This is a genomic window from Stenotrophomonas maltophilia (assembly GCF_006974125.1).
GTDB classification, from domain to species: Bacteria; Pseudomonadota; Gammaproteobacteria; order Xanthomonadales; family Xanthomonadaceae; genus Stenotrophomonas; species Stenotrophomonas maltophilia_O.
Genome location: NZ_CP037858.1, coordinates 90,438 through 108,291, shown reverse-complemented (window position 1 = coordinate 108,291; position 17,854 = coordinate 90,438). Strand labels below are relative to the sequence as shown.

General features: G+C 67.5%; 18 protein-coding genes. 17 read left to right on the top strand and 1 reads right to left on the bottom strand.

Features of this window, described 5'->3' with window-relative positions:
* The first annotated feature begins 132 nt into the window (after positions 1-132).
* The 16 genes from fliE (at position 133) to EZ304_RS00380 (ending at position 15,868) form a co-directional block, all read left to right on the top strand.
* Positions 133-498, top strand: coding sequence for a flagellar hook-basal body complex protein FliE (gene fliE / locus EZ304_RS00455; protein ID WP_005409552.1), 366 nt, complete (start codon positions 133-135; stop codon positions 496-498).
* A 13-nt stretch (positions 499-511) separates the two neighbouring features.
* A complete protein-coding gene (fliF, locus tag EZ304_RS00450) occupies positions 512-2,158 on the top strand; it encodes a flagellar basal-body MS-ring/collar protein FliF (RefSeq protein WP_099552057.1) in 1,647 nt (548 codons plus the stop codon).
* A 7-nt stretch (positions 2,159-2,165) separates the two neighbouring features.
* Complete coding sequence (fliG, locus tag EZ304_RS00445; RefSeq protein WP_024958226.1) at positions 2,166-3,152, top strand: flagellar motor switch protein FliG; 987 nt, start codon at positions 2,166-2,168, stop codon at positions 3,150-3,152.
* A complete protein-coding gene (locus EZ304_RS00440; RefSeq protein ID WP_111202945.1) occupies positions 3,149-3,790 on the top strand; it encodes a FliH/SctL family protein in 642 nt (213 codons plus the stop codon). The genes fliG and EZ304_RS00440 overlap by 4 nt, the downstream gene beginning before the upstream one ends.
* Positions 3,787-5,172: a FliI/YscN family ATPase gene (locus tag EZ304_RS00435; protein ID WP_142805920.1), complete on the top strand. Its 1,386-nt coding sequence runs from the start codon at positions 3,787-3,789 to the stop codon at positions 5,170-5,172. Before EZ304_RS00440 ends, EZ304_RS00435 begins: the two co-directional genes overlap by 4 nt.
* A gap of 3 nt (positions 5,173-5,175) precedes the next feature.
* Positions 5,176-5,643: a flagellar export protein FliJ gene (fliJ, locus tag EZ304_RS00430; RefSeq protein ID WP_005413256.1), complete on the top strand. Its 468-nt coding sequence runs from the start codon at positions 5,176-5,178 to the stop codon at positions 5,641-5,643.
* Positions 5,643-6,806 carry a flagellar hook-length control protein FliK gene (locus EZ304_RS00425; protein ID WP_142805919.1) on the top strand — a complete coding sequence of 388 codons (1,164 nt, stop codon included), beginning with the start codon at positions 5,643-5,645 and terminating at the stop codon, positions 6,804-6,806. Before fliJ ends, EZ304_RS00425 begins: the two co-directional genes overlap by 1 nt.
* Positions 6,807-6,992: 186 nt before the next feature.
* Complete coding sequence (locus EZ304_RS00420; protein WP_142805918.1) at positions 6,993-7,508, top strand: flagellar basal body-associated FliL family protein; 516 nt, start codon at positions 6,993-6,995, stop codon at positions 7,506-7,508.
* 10 nt (positions 7,509-7,518) lie between these two features.
* On the top strand, positions 7,519-8,523 hold the full coding sequence (gene fliM / locus EZ304_RS00415; protein WP_099552062.1) for a flagellar motor switch protein FliM: 1,005 nt from the start codon (positions 7,519-7,521) through the stop codon (positions 8,521-8,523).
* Entirely contained in the window at positions 8,520-8,855 is a 336-nt protein-coding gene (gene fliN / locus EZ304_RS00410) for a flagellar motor switch protein FliN (RefSeq protein ID WP_005409543.1), read from the top strand. Before fliM ends, fliN begins: the two co-directional genes overlap by 4 nt.
* Positions 8,856-8,872: 17 nt before the next feature.
* A complete protein-coding gene (fliO, locus tag EZ304_RS00405; protein ID WP_180848852.1) occupies positions 8,873-9,271 on the top strand; it encodes a flagellar biosynthetic protein FliO in 399 nt (132 codons plus the stop codon).
* A 1-nt stretch (position 9,272) separates the two neighbouring features.
* The gene (gene fliP / locus EZ304_RS00400) at positions 9,273-10,052 is read left to right on the top strand and encodes a flagellar type III secretion system pore protein FliP (protein WP_099552063.1); all 780 of its coding nucleotides are present in this window, start codon (positions 9,273-9,275) and stop codon (positions 10,050-10,052) included.
* Between the two features lie 84 nt (positions 10,053-10,136).
* Complete coding sequence (locus EZ304_RS00395; RefSeq protein WP_005413254.1) at positions 10,137-10,406, top strand: flagellar biosynthetic protein FliQ; 270 nt, start codon at positions 10,137-10,139, stop codon at positions 10,404-10,406.
* A gap of 13 nt (positions 10,407-10,419) precedes the next feature.
* On the top strand, positions 10,420-11,211 hold the full coding sequence (gene fliR / locus EZ304_RS00390; RefSeq protein WP_142805917.1) for a flagellar biosynthetic protein FliR: 792 nt from the start codon (positions 10,420-10,422) through the stop codon (positions 11,209-11,211).
* Positions 11,212-11,375: 164 nt separating this feature from the next.
* On the top strand, positions 11,376-13,508 hold the full coding sequence (locus EZ304_RS00385; protein WP_099552065.1) for a putative bifunctional diguanylate cyclase/phosphodiesterase: 2,133 nt from the start codon (positions 11,376-11,378) through the stop codon (positions 13,506-13,508).
* Between the two features lie 113 nt (positions 13,509-13,621).
* Positions 13,622-15,868: a CocE/NonD family hydrolase gene (locus EZ304_RS00380; RefSeq protein ID WP_142805916.1), complete on the top strand. Its 2,247-nt coding sequence runs from the start codon at positions 13,622-13,624 to the stop codon at positions 15,866-15,868.
* Between the two features lie 182 nt (positions 15,869-16,050).
* On the opposite strand, the gene EZ304_RS00375 is transcribed toward EZ304_RS00380, so the two are convergent.
* A complete protein-coding gene (locus EZ304_RS00375; RefSeq protein ID WP_260678166.1) occupies positions 16,051-16,476 on the bottom strand; it encodes a hypothetical protein in 426 nt (141 codons plus the stop codon).
* A 208-nt stretch (positions 16,477-16,684) separates the two neighbouring features.
* Between EZ304_RS00375 and flhB the strand changes: the two genes are divergently transcribed.
* Positions 16,685-17,815 carry a flagellar biosynthesis protein FlhB gene (flhB, locus tag EZ304_RS00370; RefSeq protein ID WP_142805915.1) on the top strand — a complete coding sequence of 377 codons (1,131 nt, stop codon included), beginning with the start codon at positions 16,685-16,687 and terminating at the stop codon, positions 17,813-17,815.
* The last annotated feature ends 39 nt before the right edge of the window (positions 17,816-17,854 follow it).

Sequence of the window (17,854 nt, the reverse complement as noted above, 5' to 3'; positions counted from 1 at the left end):
TCGGCGGGTGCAGGGCGCAGCCCTGCCAGCACACCCCACACCCTCACTTCACTGAATCGAAAACCGGTTTCGGCACGGCACTTGCACTGGCTCCAGCAGACAACCCCATCCCTGTTTCTGGAACCGTTGCAGATGTCCCACTCCGTCACTTCGATCCTTTCGCAGATCCGCTCCTATCAGACCCAGATGGGACAGCCGGCGCTCAACCCGCTGGGCGAAACGCCGCGCAGCAACGCCCTGCCGGGCACGGTGCTGGACGCGCCGCAGGCCCAGCCGGCCAGCTTCACCGAAACCCTGCGTGGTGCGATTGCCGGCGTCAACGATGCACAACAGAAGTCCGGCGCCCTCGCCAAGGCCTTCGAAATGGGCGACCCCAGCGCCGACCTGGCCAAGGTGATGGTCGCCTCGCAGCAGTCCCAGATCGCCTTCCGCGCCACCGTGGAAGTCCGCAACCGTCTCGTCCAGGCTTATCAGGACGTGATGAACATGCCGCTGTAAGGAACATTGACGCATGGCACTGACGCTCTCCAAGGACAGCCTGAACGCCGAGAAGGCCGGGCAATGGTTCGACCGCCTGCAGAGTCTGCAGATCACCCGTCGGCTGGGCCTGATGGCGATGATCGCGGTGGCGGTGGCGGCAGGCCTGTCCGTGTTCTTCTGGTCGCAGAAGCCGGGCATGGTCCCGCTGTATACCGGCCTGGACCAGAAGGCGACCGCTGAAGCGACCGACCTGCTGCGCGCCGCACAGATTCCGTTCGCGCTCGATCCCGCCACCGGCGGCATCACCGTGCCGGAAAAGAACCTGCACGACGCCCGCCTGAAGCTGGCCGGCTCCGGCCTGACCGACAGCGGCAAGCTCGGCTTCGAGCTGATGGAGCGCGACCCCGGCTTCGGCGTCAGCCAGTTCGTGGAAAGCGCGCGCTACCAGCACGCGCTGGAAACCGAGCTGTCGCGCACCATCAACACGCTGCGCCCGGTGCGGGATTCGCGCGTGCACCTGGCCATTCCCAAGCCCAGCGCCTTCACCCGCCAGCGCGATGTCGCCAGTGCTTCGGTGACCCTGGAACTGCGCGGCGGCCAGCAGCTGGAACGCAGCCAGGTGGACGCCATCGTGCACATGGTTGCGGCCAGCATCCCGGATCTCGCCCCGGAACGGGTCACCGTGGTCGACCAGAGCGGGCGCATGCTCAGCATCACCGACCCCAACAGCGAGGCGGCGGTCAACGCTGCACAGTTCGAACAGGTGCGCCGCCAGGAAACCTCGTTCAACCAGCGCATCCGCGAGCTGCTGGAACCGATGACCGGCCCTGGCCGGGTCAACCCGGAAGTGAGCGTGGACATGGATTTCTCGGTGACCGAGGAAGCCCGCGAGCTCTATAACGGCGAGCCGCAGAAGCTGCGCAGCGAGCAGATGAGCGAGAACACCACCAGCACCCCGGGCCCGCAGGGCGTGCCGGGCGCGACCAGCAACAGCCCGCCGGGCCAGCAGGCCGCACCGGCCACCGCACAGACCCCGACCGAAAGCAGCAAGAACGCCACCCGCAACTACGAGCTGGACCGCACCCTGCAGCACACCCGCCAACCGGCCGGCCGCATCAAGCGCGTCTCGGTGGCGGTGCTGGTCGACAACGTGCCGCGCGCCGGTGCCAACGGCAAGGTTGCCCCGCAGCCGCTGTCGGCCGCCGAACTGACCCGCGTCGAGGCGCTGGTGAAGCAGGCCGTCGGCTTCAACGCCGAGCGCGGCGATACCGTGTCGGTGATGAATGCCCCGTTCGTGCGGGATACCACGCCGGTCGAAGGCCCGGCCTGGTGGGAACTGCCGTGGGTGCACGATGCCGGCCGCATGCTGCTCGGCGCGGTAGTGGTGCTGGCGCTGCTGTTCGGCGTGCTGCGCCCGGCGCTGCGTGCCATCACCGGCCAGAACAAGAAGAACGACGAGCATGCACTGGAACCGCATACCGCGGACGTGCAGCTGGTGGATGACGATGGCACCCCGCTGCCGGCGCTGGGCGCCGACCGGGCCAGCCTGGCCGGACCAGACGCACTGGCCCTGCCGGTGGATTCATATGAGGAACGACTGCGGATGGCGCGTGAAGCCGTGAAGACCGACTCCAAGCGCGTGGCCCAGGTGGTCAAGGGCTGGGTGGCCAATGACTGAGCCGCAATTGACCGGCGTGCAGCGCGCGGCCGTACTGCTGCTGTCCCTGGGTGAGTTGGACGCGGCCGAGGTGCTGCGCCACATGGAACCCAAGGAAGTGCAGAAGATCGGCATCGCCATGGCCACCATGACCGACATCACCCGCGAGCAGGTGGAACGGGTGATGGACCAGTTCGGCCAGGAGTTGGGTTCGAAGACCTCGCTGGGCGTGGGCTCGGACGACTACATCCGCAACATGCTGGTGCAGGCACTGGGCAGCGAGAAGGCCGGCAACCTGATCGATCGCATCCTGCTTGGCCGCAATACCACCGGCCTGGACGCACTGAAGTGGATGGACCCGCGCGCGGTGGCCGACCTGGTGCGCAACGAACACCCGCAGATCATCGCCATCGTGATGGCGCACCTGGAAACCGACCAGGCTGCCGACGCGCTGAAGCTGCTGCCCGACCGCACCCGCGTCGACGTGCTGCTGCGCATCGCCACCCTCGACGGCATTCCGCCGAACGCACTCAATGAACTCAACGAGATCATGGAGCGCCAGTTTGCCGGCAACCAGAACCTGAAGTCGTCCAACATCGGCGGCGTGCAGTGCGCGGCCAACATCCTGAACTTCATGGACAGCGGCCAGGACCAGGCGATCCTGGGCGAGATCGCGCGCATCGACGCGCCATTGAGCAACCGCATCCAGGACCTGATGTTCGTGTTCGACGATCTGGTCGATCTGGACGATCGCGAAATGCAGCTGGTACTGCGCGAAGTGAGCGGCGAGCGCCTGGGCCTGGCCCTGCGCGGCGCCGACATCAAGGTGCGCGACAAGATCACCCGCAACATGTCGCAGCGCGCGGCCGAGATCCTGCTGGAAGACATGGAGGCCCGTGGCCCGGTGCGCCTGTCCGACGTGGAGGGCGCGCAGCGCGAGATCCTGGCCATCGTCAAGCGCATGGCCGATGAAGGCACCGTCACCATCGGTGGCAGCGCGGAGGCCATGCTGTGAGCAACGTCGTGCGCTGGCTTGCCCCGGACCTGCTGGCCCAGCCCGAACCGGTGCTGGATCAGGAGGATGCGTTCGAACTCACCGAGCCGGACCCGGAACACGAGCCGGAGCCACCGCTTCAGCTGCCGACCCTGGAGGAGATCCAGGCGATCCAGGACAGCGCGGAGAAGGAAGGCTTCCAGCACGGCCATGCCGACGGTTATGGCCAGGGCCAGGCCGAGGTACGTCGCCTCGCTGCGCAGATCGAGGGCATCCTCGACAACTTCAGCCGGCCCCTGGTGCGGCTGGAAAATGAAGTGGTGGGTGCGCTCGGCGAGTTGGCCGTGCGCATTGCCGGTGCGCTGGTCGGGCGTGCCTACGAGGCCGACCCTGCGCTGTTGGCGCAGCTGGTCGGTGAGGCGATCGACGCAGTCGGCGGCAGCACCCGCGAAGTCGAAGTGCGCCTGCACCCGGACGACATCGCTGCCCTCGCCCCCTTGCTGAACCTCTCGCCGCAGCAACGACTGGTGCCCGACACCAGCCTCAGCCGCGGCGACCTGCGCGTGCACGCCGAAGCCGTGCGCATCGACGGCACCCTGGAAGCCCGCCTGCGTGGCGCGCTGGATGCAGTGATCCGCCAGACCGGAGCAGGCGCATGACGCCCGAATCGCAGCCAGCACCACCGCCGGCCGACTGGGCCGTGGCCCGCAACCTGCGCCTGGCCCGTCGCCTCGACGGCCTGCGCGTGGATACCGCGCATGGTCGTGGCCTGATCCGCGAGGGCGTGCTGCGCCGCGCGGTCGGGCTGACCCTGGAAGCGGTTGGCTGCGAGGCGCCGCTGGGCGCCAGCTGCAAAGTGGAAGTGGTCGACGGCGGCTGGGTCGATGCCGAAGTGGTGGGCTTCGCCGGCGAGCGCACGTACCTGATGCCCAGTGCCGAGCTGCACGGCCTGTTGCCCAACGCCCGCGTGGTGCCGTCGGCACGCCGCGGCGGCGTGGAAGTGGGCGAAGCCCTGCTTGGCCGGGTCATCGACAGCGATGGCGTGCCACTGGACGGCAAGGGTCCGATCCGCGCCGAAGGCCACGTCGGCATGGCCGGCGTCTCGATCAATCCGCTGGCACGTGAACCGATCACCCAGCCGCTGGACGTGGGCGTGCGCGCGATCAACGCGCTGCTGCCGATCGGCCGTGGCCAGCGCGTGGGCCTGTTCGCCGGTTCCGGCGTCGGCAAGTCCACGCTGCTCGGCATGATGACCCGCTACACGGCCGCCGACGTGATCGTGGTCGGCCTGATCGGTGAGCGAGGCCGCGAAGTGCGCGACTTCGTCGAGACCACGCTGGGCGAAGAAGGCCTGCGCCGCGCTGTGGTCGTGGCCAGCCCCGCCGACCGACCGCCACTGGCGCGCCTGCACGGCGCCTACCGTGCCACCGCCATCGCCGAGTGGTTCCGCGACCAGGGACTGAACGTCCTGCTGCTGATGGACTCGCTGACCCGCTTTGCCCAGGCACAGCGCGAAATCGGCCTGTCGGTCGGCGAGCCGCCGACAACCCGCGGCTACCCGCCGTCGGTGTTCGCCAAGCTGCCGGCGTTGGTCGAACGCGCCGGCAACGGCGCCAAGGGGCGTGGTTCGATCACGGCGTTCTACACCGTGCTGACCGAGGGCGACGATCCGCAGGATCCGATCGCCGATGCGGCACGCGCGATCCTCGATGGTCACATCCTGCTCTCTCGACGCGTCGCCGACAGCGGTCTGTACCCGGCCATCGACGTCGAATCGTCGGTCAGCCGCGTGGTCACGGAAATCGCTGACGAACCGTGGCGCCTGCGCATCCGCAAGTTGAAGCGACTGGTCTCGGCCTACTCGGCCAACCGTGACCTGATCGCGATCGGTGCTTACCAGCGCGGCAACGACGCGGCCACCGACGAAGCCCTGGAACGCTGGCCGGAAATCATGGAGTTCCTCGGCCAGGACGTTGCCAGGGCCGCAGATCTCCCGCACAGCCAGGCGGCACTGCAGCGCCTGGTGGAACAAGAGAGTTAAGCCATGAACCAGTCCAAGCGCATCGATCCCCTGCTCAAGCGGGCCCAGGAACACGAGGACGCAGTCGCCCGAGACCTCGCCGAACGCCAGCGCGTGCTCGATACACATCTATCGCGACTGGACGAACTGCGACGTTATGCCGAGGAGTATGCAAATGCGCAGATGGCAGCGACCAGCCCGGCGCAGCTGCTGAACCGACGCGCTTTCCTGGACCGCCTGGACAGTGCCGTCGAGCAGCAGCAGGCCACGGTCAACGGCAACCGCGAGAAAGTGGAGGCCGAGCGTGCCCGCCTGATCCTGGCCAGCCGTGACAAGGCGGTGCTGGAGCAGCTGGCCGCGAGCTACCGCGCGCAGGAAAAGGTGGTGACCGACCGCCGCGACCAGCGCGAGATGGACGACATTGGTGCGCGCCGCGCGCGCCTGGTGCAGGCTGAAGACCAGGACGGCACCGAGCAGGGAGGCCGCTCGTGATGCCCGCCCCGCTCGCCAGCAGCGCCAATGCGCAGACCCAGAATGCCGGCGGCAGTACAACGCGTGCGCCGCGCAGTGATGGCAGCAAGGAATTCAGCCAGCTGCTGCAGGGCGGCACGCCTGCCTCACCGGAACCGGCCACGCCAGCGTCGCCAGCCACGTCCACACCGAGCCCACCATCGACCGGCGACGGCAATGGCCAGGCGCCGGATGAGCGCAGCGCAGATGCACACACTCCCCCAGGCGACGCCACCGCCCTGCCGCCGCTGCCATCGATGACCGGTGGCCCCGGTACCGACAAGGACAAGCCCAACGCAGCAGAGGACGCTCCATGGCCCCCCCTGGGCCTGGCGGGCCTGGTGTTGGCCATGCCTACGCCCACCGACCCGGCGGCGGCTCTGCCCGCGGCTGCGGGTGCGGGTGCGCCGGCGCTCGCCAGTGACGGTACGGCGCTGCCCGCCACGACCGGGGCAGCACTGCCCGCCACCACCCCGGCTACCGTCGCCACACCAGCGGCTGACAACAAACCGTCGGCCGCCAGCACCGACGATGCCACGACCTTGCCACTGCCGGAGATGATCCTGCCCAGCGGCAAGCGCGGCGACCGCGGCGAGGGCAGCGACCCGGCCACGATCGGCGACCGTGGCGCTGCCCCGCTCCTGCACGCCCCTGCCCCGGCAGCCCTGCAGGATCTCAAGGCCGCGCTCACCGCCGGCAATGCAGTCTTCAACGGCGAACCGACGCCGAAGCCGGTGTTCGGCGACGACGGCTTCGACCAGGCCATCGGCGCACGCCTGGGCTGGCTGGCGGACCAGAAGATCGGCCACGCCCATATCCGCCTGAGTCCGGACGACATGGGCCCGGTGGACGTTCGCCTGCAGTTGAACGGCGACAAGGTACATGCCAGCTTCAGCAGCCCGCATGTGGACGTGCGGCAGGCACTGGAAAGCAGCCTGCCGCGCCTGCGCGAACTGCTGGGCGAGCAGGGCTTCCAGCTGGCACACGCTGATGTTGGCCACCAGTCGCCAGGCGGCGACGGCAATGCGTCGGGGCAGCCCGGCGCCGGCGGCATGGCCGGTGACGGAGAACCGTCGCCGGGCGACGCCAGCGTGTCGTCCACGCAGTTGATCCGCCAGCGCGGTTTGTTGGACGCGTACGCCTGACAGGCGTGCCAACCAAGGTTGGCACCCACCAGAAGGGGGCGGTCGGCACCCACCAGAGCAGAGGCAGCGTCGGGCCATGCCCGGCGGAATGCCGGGAACCCGACGGAATTCCGTCGCACCCCTTGGCCCCACCTTCGGCACGCCCCTTGCATATCCCGGTGAAGCAACCCTCAGGAGCTTCACCCCGTGGCCGCAGCCGCTGACAAAACCAAGAAGACCGCCGAGAAGGACAAGGCCACCAAGCCGCGCAGTCCGATCCTGATCACTGCCCTGGTGGCCGTGCTGGCCGCCGCAGCCGCCGGTGGCGGCGTCTGGTTCTTCACCCAGTCCAAGCACGAGGAAAAGGCCGCACAGGCGCCGAAGAAGGCGGCGACGCCGGCTCCGGCCCAGTACTTCGCGCTGGATCCGGCCTTCGTGGTCAATCTCAACGGCCCGGTCGATGGCCCGCGTTACCTGCAGCTGGAAGTGCAGCTGATGACGCGTGACCCGGCCGCACTGGAAGCGATCAAGACCCACACCCCTGCCATCCGCGCGCGCCTGCTGATGCTGTTCTCGCAGGTCAGCCCCGACCAGATCGCCGATGTCGCAGGCAAGCAGAAGCTGCAGGCTGCGTCGTTGGCCGAAGTGCAGAAAGTGCTCAAGGCCGAGACCGGCAGCAATGGTGCCGACGACCTGCTGTTCACCAGCTTCGTGACCCAGTAAGGGCCCACCGATGAATGATCTGTTGTCCCAGGACGAGATCGATGCCCTGCTCCACGGCGTGGACAGCGGTGCGGTCGAGACCGATGCGGAACCACCGTCAGGCGAAGCGCGCTCATACGACTTCGCCAGCCAGGACCGCATCATCCGTGGTCGCATGCCGACCCTGGAAATGGTCCACGAGCGTTTCGCACGCTTGTGGCGGATCGGCCTGTTCAACCTGATCCGCCGCTCGGCGGAGCTGTCGGTGCGCGGCATCGAGCTGATCAAGTTCAACGACTACATGCACTCGCTGTATGTGCCGACCAACCTGAACCTGATCCGCTTCAAGCCACTGCGCGGTACCGGCCTGATCGTGTTCGAGCCGACCCTGGTGTTCGCCATTGTCGACAACTTCTTCGGTGGCGACGGGCGTTACCCGACCCGCATCGAGGGCCGCGAGTTCACCGCCACCGAAATGCGCGTGATCCACCTGCTGCTGAAGCAGACCTTCGCCGACCTGCGCGAGGCCTGGGCACCGGTGATGGATGTCGACTTCGAGTACATCAACTCGGAGATCAACCCGCACTTCGCCAATATCGTGACGCCGCGCGAGTACGTGGTGGTGTGCCGCCTGCACGTCGAGCTCGACGGCGGTGGCGGCGACATCCACGTGACCCTGCCGTATTCGATGCTGGAGCCGATCCGCGAGCTGCTCGATGCCGGCATCCAGAGCGACCGCAATGATCGCGACGAGAGCTGGGGCCAGACCCTGCGTGAACAGCTCAACATCGCCGAAGTCACCCTGTCCAGCGTGCTGGCCAGCAAGCGCATGACCTTGCGCGACCTGACCCAGCTGAAGGTCGGCGACATCCTGCCGATCGACCTGAGCCCGCAGGTGCCGCTGTGCGTGGAGAACATTCCGGTGTTCACCGGCGAGTTCGGCATCGCCAACGGCATGAACGCCGTGAAGATCACCGCTACCCATCCGCCGGGCACCCGCCCGCGCGTACCCGTCATCCAGGAAGACCCGCAATGAACGATATCGACGCCCTCGAACCGACCCCGGCCCAGTTCAGCAGCCTGCAGGCCGATGAGGCGAACGGCCCGGACCTGAACCTGGACGTGATCCTCGACGTGCCGGTGACGCTGTCGCTGGAAGTCGGTCGCGCCCGCCTGCCGATCCGCAACCTGCTGCAGCTCAACCAAGGTTCGGTGGTGGAACTGGAACGTGGTGCCGGCGAGTCGCTGGATGTGTTCGTCAACGGCACCCTGATCGCCCACGGCGAAGTGGTGGTGATCAATGACCGCTTCGGCGTGCGCCTGACCGACGTGGTCAGCCCGAGCGAGCGGATCCGGAGACTGCGTTGAGCCTGCTGGCCTCCACCCTGCTGGCGGTCGGCAAGGCCGCCGCCCCGGTTGGCCCGCAGGTCGGCCAGCATGCGGCCGCCGCACCCAGCCTGTTCGGTGCAGTGCTGGCGCTGCTGGCAGTGCTGGCCCTGGTCATCGGCCTGGGCTGGCTGCTCAAGCGCATGCCCGGCAGCGGCTTCCGTCCTGCAGAAGGCATGAAGCTGGTGGCCAGCCTGAGTGTCGGCGCCAAGGAGCGCGTGGTGGTGGTCGAGGTCAATGGCCAGCAACTGCTGCTGGGCGTCACCGCCGGCGGCATCAACACCCTGCATACCCTGCCCGAACCGTTGCCGCCACCGGCGCCGGTACGCGTGCCGGACTTCAAGAACCTGCCGAATTTCGCCCAGCTGCTGCAGCAGCGGCTGCGCAAGGACCCCTGACATGCGTGTCACCCGTACCCGTCTTGCCACCCTGATGCCGTGGCTGCTGTTGCTTGCCCTGTGCCTGTTGCCGGCACTGGCGCTCGCCGCGCCCGGCGCACCGACCACGCCACTGCCGGACATCAACGTCGGCAAGATCGGTGGTGCACCGGTCAGCCTGCCACTGCAGACCCTGCTGTTGATGACGGCGATCACCCTGATCCCGTCGATGCTGCTGGTGCTGACCTCGTTCACCCGCATCATCATCGTGCTGGGCCTGCTGCGCCAGGCGCTGGGCACCGGCCAGACGCCGTCCAACCAGGTGCTGCTGGGCCTGGCCCTGTTCCTCACCGCGATGATCATGCTGCCGACCTGGGACAAAGCCTGGAGCACCGGCATGGCGCCTTACCTCAACGGCGACATCGACTTCCAGACCGCCTGGACGCTGACCACCACGCCGCTGCGCGCCTTCATGCTGGCGCAGATCCGCGAGACCGACCTGATGACCTTCGCCGGCATCGCCGGGCACGGCACCTACGCCAGCCCCGATGCGATCCCGTTCCCGGTGCTGGTGGCCTCGTTCGTCACCAGCGAGCTGAAGACCGCCTTCGAGATCGGCTTCCTGATCTTCATCCCGTTCGTGATCATCGATCTGGTGGTGGCCAGCGTGCTGATGTCGATGGGCATGATGATGCTGTCGCCGATGCTGGTGTCGGCGCCGTTCAAGATCCTGCTGTTCGTGCTGGTCGATGGCTGGGTGTTGACCGTGGGAACGCTGGCGGCCAGCTTCAATCCGGCCTGATTCAACCCCGTAACGGCCGTCGAGCCTGGCTCGACGCTACACAAGCGTCGCCGGGCGTGGCCCGGCGCTACCGATGGAAAGACGATGTCTCCCGAACTTGCCCTGACCGAACTGCGTGGCGGCCTGATCACCGTGTTGTGGGTGGCCGGCCCGCTGCTGCTCACCGTACTGGTGGTGGGCGTGGTGGTCGGCGTCGTGCAGGCCGCGACCCAGCTCAACGAACCGACCATCGCCTTCGTTGCCAAGGCGGCGGCGTTGACCGCGGTGCTGTTCGCGCTCGGCAGCCTGCTGATCGGCCACCTGGTTGAATTCACCACGCTGCTGTTCCAGCGCATCCCGCACCTGATCGGCTAGGACACGCGCTTCGATGGACGCTGCCACCCAGATGGCTGCCGACGGCCTGCAGGCCTTTGGCATGATCGGCACCGTACTGTGGACCATGCTGCGCATCGGTGCGGTGGCCATGGCCATGCCCATGGTCGGCACCCGCGCGGTGCCGGCACGGATCCGCGTGATCCTGGCCGGCACCCTTGCCATCGCGTTGGCACCGCTGTTGCCACCGGTACCGGACTGGACCGGCTTCGATGCCGCCACCGTGCTGACCATCGCGCGGGAACTGGCCATCGGCGTGTCCATCGGCTTCCTGCTGCGCCTGGTGTTCGAAGCCGGTGCGCTGGCCGGCGAACTGATCGCCCAGGGCACTGGCCTGGCCTTCGCGCAGATGAGCGACCCACTGCGCGGCGGCACCTCCGGCGTGATCGGGCAGTGGTTCTACCTGATGTTCGGCCTGCTGTTCTTCACCGCCAATGGCCACCTCGCGCTGATCTCGCTGGTGGTGGACAGCTACCGGGCACTGCCGATCGGCGCCCCGCTGCCCGACCCGCACGCGTTCTTCAGCATTGCCCCGACCTTCCTGCTGACGGTCCTGCGCGGCGCACTGACCCTGGCAATACCGCTGACGGTGGCGATGCTGGCGGTCAATCTGGCGTTCGGCGTACTGGCCCGCGCCGCGCCGGCACTGAACCCGATCCAGCTGGGCCTGCCGGTCTCGTTGCTGCTGGGCCTGTTCCTGCTGGCCCTGCTGGCCGGCGAAATGGGCCCGCCGGTGCAGCACCTGTTCAACGCCGCCTTCCAGGCTGCGGACGCGGTCACACACTGACCCGATCATCACGTTTTACTGCTTGCCCTTCCCCCGGGTCTGCGCGCTAGAGTGAATGCGCGGCAACCGGGGGGATGCCGCACGTGGCCGCCGCCCTGCGTCGGCCTGCCTCATGCATGCCCCACCGTGGTTTCCGTCGACAGGCAGGTCCGGGAGACTGACGAATGCTGGTAGGCACGTACAATCCGTGGCTGGTGGCGATTTCGTTGCTGGTCGCCGTGATGGCTTCCTACACCGCGCTGGCGATGGCCGGACGCACCGTCACCGCGCCAGGCAAGGGCGCGGCGTGGTGGTGGCGCCTGGGGGGTGGCTTCGCCATGGGCCTGGGCATCTGGTCGATGCACTTCATCGGCATGCTCGCCTTCGACCTGCCCATTCCACTGGGCTACGACCTGCCCATCACCCTGCTCTCGCTGGCCCTGGCCATCGCCTCGTCGGTGTTCGCGCTGTGGCTGGTTTCACTGCGCACCCTGCCGCATCCACGCCTGGCCGGCGGGGCATTGCTGATGGGTACCGGCATCGCCGGCATGCATTACGTCGGCATGGCCGCGATGCGCATGCAACCCGGCATCGACTATGACCCGGGCTGGCTGCTGTTTTCGCTGATGGTAGCGGTCGCCGCCTCGTGGACTGCACTGTATGTGGCATTCCGCCTGCGCGCGCAGCGCACCCGTGTCGGCGACCGGCTCGCGGCCGCCGGCCTGCTCGGGCTGGCCATCGTCGGCATGCACTACACCGGCATGGCCGCCGCACGCTTTCCGGAAGGCAGCATCTGTGGCGCGGCGGTCGGCGATGGCCTGCAGAGCGAATGGCTGGCCATGCTGGTGGTGATGCTGACCGTCGCAATCCTGGCCGTGGTGCTGGTGGTGTCGTGGCTGGACCAGCGGGTCGAGGCCCAGCTGCTCCGCCTGCGCAACTCGATGTTGAGCACGTCGCTGACCGACGCGCAGCAGGAGCTGACCCAGGCTGCACTGCATGATCCGCTCACCCGCCTGCCGAACCGCCTGCTGCTGCAGCGGCGCATCGTGCAGGCGCTGGCCGAGGCCGAACAGGGCGGCAGCCGTTTCGCAGTGATGTTCATGGATCTTGACGGCTTCAAGCAGGTCAACGATGCCTATGGCCACCAGGCCGGCGACGCGCTGCTGGTGGCGGTGGCCGAGCGCACCCGCCAGCTGCTGCGCCCCCACGACATGCTGGCCCGCCTGGGCGGCGATGAGTTCGTGCTGGTGGTACGCATCGAGCACGACGAGGATCTGCCTACCCTCGCCCGGCGCATCCTGCAGGCGGTCGGCAGTGGACCGCTGCTGCCGGACAACGAACTGCAGGTCACCGCCAGCATCGGTGTGGCGATCTGCCCCGACCACGCCGCCAGCGAGCGGCAGCTGATGGCGTTTGCCGACGCGGCGATGTACCAGGCCAAGGAATCCGGACGCAACGCCTTCGTGCTGTTCGCCGACTGGATGAACGACAGTGCCGAGCAGCAGTTCCGGCTGCTGGCCGACCTGCGCCGGGCGATCGGCAGCGACCAGTTGTTCCTGAACTTCCAGCCCAAGATCCGCGTGGCGACACAGAAGGTGGCCGGCGCCGAGGCGCTGATCCGCTGGCGGCATCCGGAACATGGCCTGATTCCGCCCGATCGATTCATCCGCCTGGCCGAGCGCAGCGGTGCGATCAACGAGATCGGGCGCTGGGCGCTGGACCAGGCCTGCCAGCAGCTGCGGCGTTGGCACGACGCCGGGCATGAAGGCTGGTCGATGTCGGTGAACCTGTCGCCGGTGCAGTTCAGCTCGCCACACCTGCTGCAGGACGTGCGCACGGTGATCGAGCGCCACAACATCGCGCCACGGCACCTGGTGCTGGAGATCACCGAAAGCACGGTGATGCGCGATACCGACACCAGCCTGCGCCTGCTGCAGGCACTGTCGGCACTGGGCGTAGGCATTTCCATCGACGACTTCGGCACCGGCTATTCCAGCCTGCTGTACCTGAAGCGGCTGCCGGCCACCGAGATCAAGATCGACCACGCCTTCGTGCGCGATCTGGAACACAGCGCCGAGGATGTGGTGATCGTCTCGGCGATCGTGGCGCTGGGCCACGCGCTGGACATGGACATCGTCGCCGAAGGCGTGGAGACCGCCGCCCAGCGCGCCTACCTGGAGCGCCTGGGCTGCGACTACCTGCAGGGCTACCTGCTCGGCCGCCCGGTCGATGCGGCGCGCTTCATGCAGTTGCACGACCTGCCGCGGCCGCGTGTGGAACTGGCGCAGAGCCCGCCGCGGCAACACCCGCCCGGCTGACATCGGGGCGCGCACCCGCCGGGCATGGCCCGGCGCTACCATTGAGTGTCGATCCCCGGTAGATCCACGCCATGCGTGGATGAGCCGTTCCTCCGTCATCCAAGGAAGCGTCCGTGGCCCTACGCACCACCCTTGCTGGCCTGTTGCTGGCCCTTGCTGTTGGCCACGCCGCCGCCGCTGATCTGCCCTGGTCATTGCCAGCCGATGCTTCCCCGGCCCAGGTCGACGCCGCCCTGCAGGCCCTCGGCAAGGGCGTGTTGAAGTCCCCCAGCCTGACCGATGCACAGCGCGGCCACGCGCTGCTGGCGGTGGGCCAGACGGCCGAAGCGCGGCAATCGATCCAGCAGGCACGCGCATCGCTGGCAAGCGACGGTGACACCGCGGCGGTGCAGCGCTGGGTGCCGATGCTGCTGCTCGCCACCGCCGGCGAGCGGGACACAGCCGCCTATGCGCGTGCCTTCCACGGCGCCTTCGCTGCACTCGACGACGTTGCCGCGGTGCAGGCCGATGCCGCGCTCTCGGTCGAGCCAGCCCCGGTGCGCGCCCAGCTGGAGCAGGCCATCGCGGCGCAGGCGGGTGCCGCGACCATCGGCGAGGCCATCGCACTGGACCTGCTGCGCCTGCGGGCGGTACTGCGCGCACAGACGCTGGCCGCCACACTGGCCCCTCCGCTGGTTGCGGCGGAAGAACAGCGCCGCTTCGCCATCGACGATGCGTTGCGCATCCCCGCCGGCGATGGCGTCGTGCTGTCGGCGCAGCTGGCCCGTCCTCGCGCCGCATCGGCAGCTCTGCCGACAGCCATGCTGTTCACCATCTACACCGATCCACCGAAGAACCGGCTGAAGATGCTGCTGGCTGCCGCGCATGGCTATGCGGGCATCGTGGTGGACGCCCGTGGCAAGGGCCAGGGTATCGGCACCATCGCCCCCTACGAGCACGACGGCAACGATGCCACCGCGGCGATCGACTGGATCAGCCGCCAGCCGTGGAGCGATGGCCGCGTGGCGATGTACGGCGGTAGCTACGAGGGCTTCACCGCCTGGGCTGCGGCGCGCCACCACCATCCTGCGTTGAAGACCATCGTGCCCTACGTTGCCGCCATCCCCGGCCAGGGCCTGCCGATGGAGAACAACGTCTTCCTGAGCGCCAACTATGGCTGGGCGTTCTACGTGGCCAATGGCCCGATGCTGGACAAGGCTACCTACGCGCAGAACCGCCGCTGGTCCCAACTCGGCCGACGCTGGTATGCCTCCGGCCGCCCCTACCGGCAGATCGACCAGGTCGATGGCACACCCAACCCATGGTTGCAGCGCTGGCTGGCCCACCCGTCCTACGATGCCTACTGGCAGGCGATGGTCCCGCATGGCAACCAGTTCAACGACATCCGCATACCGGTGCTGACCATCACCGGCTACTACGACGATGGCCAGATCTCGGCACTGCAGTACTTCAAGGACCACCTGCAGCACCGTCCCGACGCCGACCATGCCCTGCTGATCGGCCCCTACGACCATGGCGGCGCGCAGTCGGCGCTCAAGCCGATGCAGCTGCGTGGATATGAGCTGGACCCTGTCGCGCAGTTCGACACGCCCGCACTGACCTTCCAATGGCTGGACCATGTACTGCGCGGTGCCCCGCGACCGGCGCTGGTGCCCAACCGTGTGAACTATCAGCTGATGGGCGCCAACACGTGGGGTCATGCGGCAACGCTGGAGGCCGCGGCCGGCGATCACCGCCGCTACCATCTCTCCGCCGACCAGGCATCGTCCGATGGTTACCACCGGCTGCAGGAACAGCCACCCGTACCGGGCCAGCTGAGGCAGACCGTGGACCTGGCCGACCGCAATGAAATGCGGCATGGCTATTACCCGTTTCCGATCATCGCCGCGCGGGACGAGGTGGATACCGCGCTGTCCTTCGTCTCCGACCCGTTCACCCGTCCCATGGACATGGTTGGCAGCTTCTCCGGCGACCTGACGGTCCGGATCAACAAGCGGGATTTCGATTTCACCGTCACCCTGTACGAGTTGCTCGCCGATGGACGTCGGATGCAGCTGTCCTACTACATGGGCCGGGCCAGCCATGTACGCGACCCGACAACGCGCCAGCTGCTGCAACCCGGGCAATGGACCCGCCTGCCCTTCGACCGCACGCGCATGGTGGCGCGCCGACTGGCCGCCGGCAGCCGCCTGCTGGTGAAGGTGGATGTACTGAAGGACGCCATGCACCAGGTGAACCACGGCACCGGGCGCGATGTCAGCGACGAATCGGCTGCCGATGCAGGCGCCCCGCTGCAGGTGGACTGGCACAGCGACAGTGTTCTGACGATTCCGCTGCAGGCGGTAACGCCGACCGGGTGACACCGCCGCCCCGCCATCACGGAACAGTTCTTGTGCACCCGGCAACCCCAGCCGTATTGCCGGCGCGGCCGCATGACCTGCTGCGGCCGTGGATGGAGCTGGCCACTGGCTTCAAAGCGCCCGAAGGTGGGGGGTGATGAACCCACACGGCCGCGCGCCTGGGCCAGCCCGGCGTGAGCAAATCAATCCAGCGTGACCGGGTAGGGAGGAGCGAGCCTCGAGTTGTCGGAGACCGCAAAAGCGACTGACTGCAACCTCTGGCAAAGTGTTGAAAGCAGGGCCATGAACTCAGCATTGGCTGCCTCAGACCATGCTCGACCGAATCCAAGAGTAAGGTGTATGGAGCTCACCGGGTCTCCATTTAGAGCGGACTCGAGCGAGTAGCGCTCACCATCCGAGAATGCACCTTGGACACATCCGGGGAACACCAACTCCAATGATGCGATTACGGCCTGGGGACACCCGATATCCTGCACAGCCTCAACATTGGACAGGTCTTTTTCACCGAGGTCTTCCAGCTTCAAAACGACTATGTCAAAGCTCATTGCTGCGATATCCCATCCTGCAATCCATTCAGCATCGCCCTTCTCTTCTGCGTGTCTTGCCATCATGCCTCATGTAGCTGCTAGCTGCCCCCTTCTACAGCAGCAGTTGAACGATCTTCCCCGCCCGCTAAATGCGATAGCGCGGCAGCGCATAGGGCACTGCGAACGCCAGAGTGAGCAGGAGCAGACACACAGTGCTGCCGTTCGCGACTGACGGCTAGCGGAACGGTTCTTGCAGGCACCCCGGCATCCCCTGCCGTAGTGCCCCGTGATGTCCGAGAACGAATCCGCCGGCGAAAAGACCGAACAACCTACCGAAAAACGCCTGCGCGACGCCCGTGAACAGGGCAACCTGCCGCGCTCGCGCGAGCTCGGCACGGCCGCCGTGTTCGGCGCCGGCGTGCTGGCGGTGATGGCGATGAGCGGCTCGATCGGCCGTGGTGCCGCGACCTGGATGAAGCAGGCGCTGAGCCCGGAACAGAGCCTGCGGCAGAACCCGAAGGAACTGTTCGGCCACTTCGGCGACCTGCTGCTGCAGTTCATGCTGGTGATCGCGCCGCTGGTGCTGGTCTGCCTGCTGGCCAGCTTCGTCGCACCGCTGGTGATGGGTGGCCTGCGCTGGTCGCAGAAAGCGATGCTGCCGGACTTCAACCGCATGAACCCGATGAGCGGGCTCAAGCGCCTGTACGGCCCGGAGGCCATCGCCGAGTTCACCAAGTCGCTGCTGCGCGTAGCCTTCGTCGGCGTCGCCGCCGGGCTGGTGGTCTGGACCGGCTTCGACACCCTGCGCGGGCTGATCCACCACCCGCTGGAAACGGCCATCACCGACGGCCTCGGCTTCACCCTGCGGCTGCTGCTGGCCACTGCCGGCGCCATGCTGGTACTGGCCGCCATCGACGCGCCCTACCAGCGCTGGAACTGGATGCGCAAGCTGAAGATGACCCGTGAAGAGCTGCGCCGGGAAATGAAGGAAAGCGAAGGCAGCCCGGAGGTGAAGGGCCGCATCCGCCAGCTGCAGCAGCAGTTGGCCAACCGCCGGATGATGGAAGCAGTGCCCACCGCCGACGTGGTGGTGGTCAACCCCACCCACTACGCGGTGGCCCTGAAGTACGAAGGCGGGGCCATGAACGCCCCGACCGTGGTCGCCCTGGGCGTGGACGAGACCGCCCTGCGCATCCGTGAAGTGGCCGACGGCAACAAGGTCGCGATTGTCTCTGCCCCGCCTTTGGCACGCGCCTTGTATCGGGAAGGCCAACTCGGAAAGGAAATCCCCGTGAGACTGTATTCGGCCGTCGCCCAGGTCCTGTCCTACGTCTACCAGCTGCGCGCCTGGCGCACTGGCCCGATGCCGGACGCCCCGCACATCCAGGTGGATGAATTCGGCAAGGGAGGCCGCCCGTGAGCGCCCAGCCCTCCACCGGATTCAACACCCGCCGCGCCC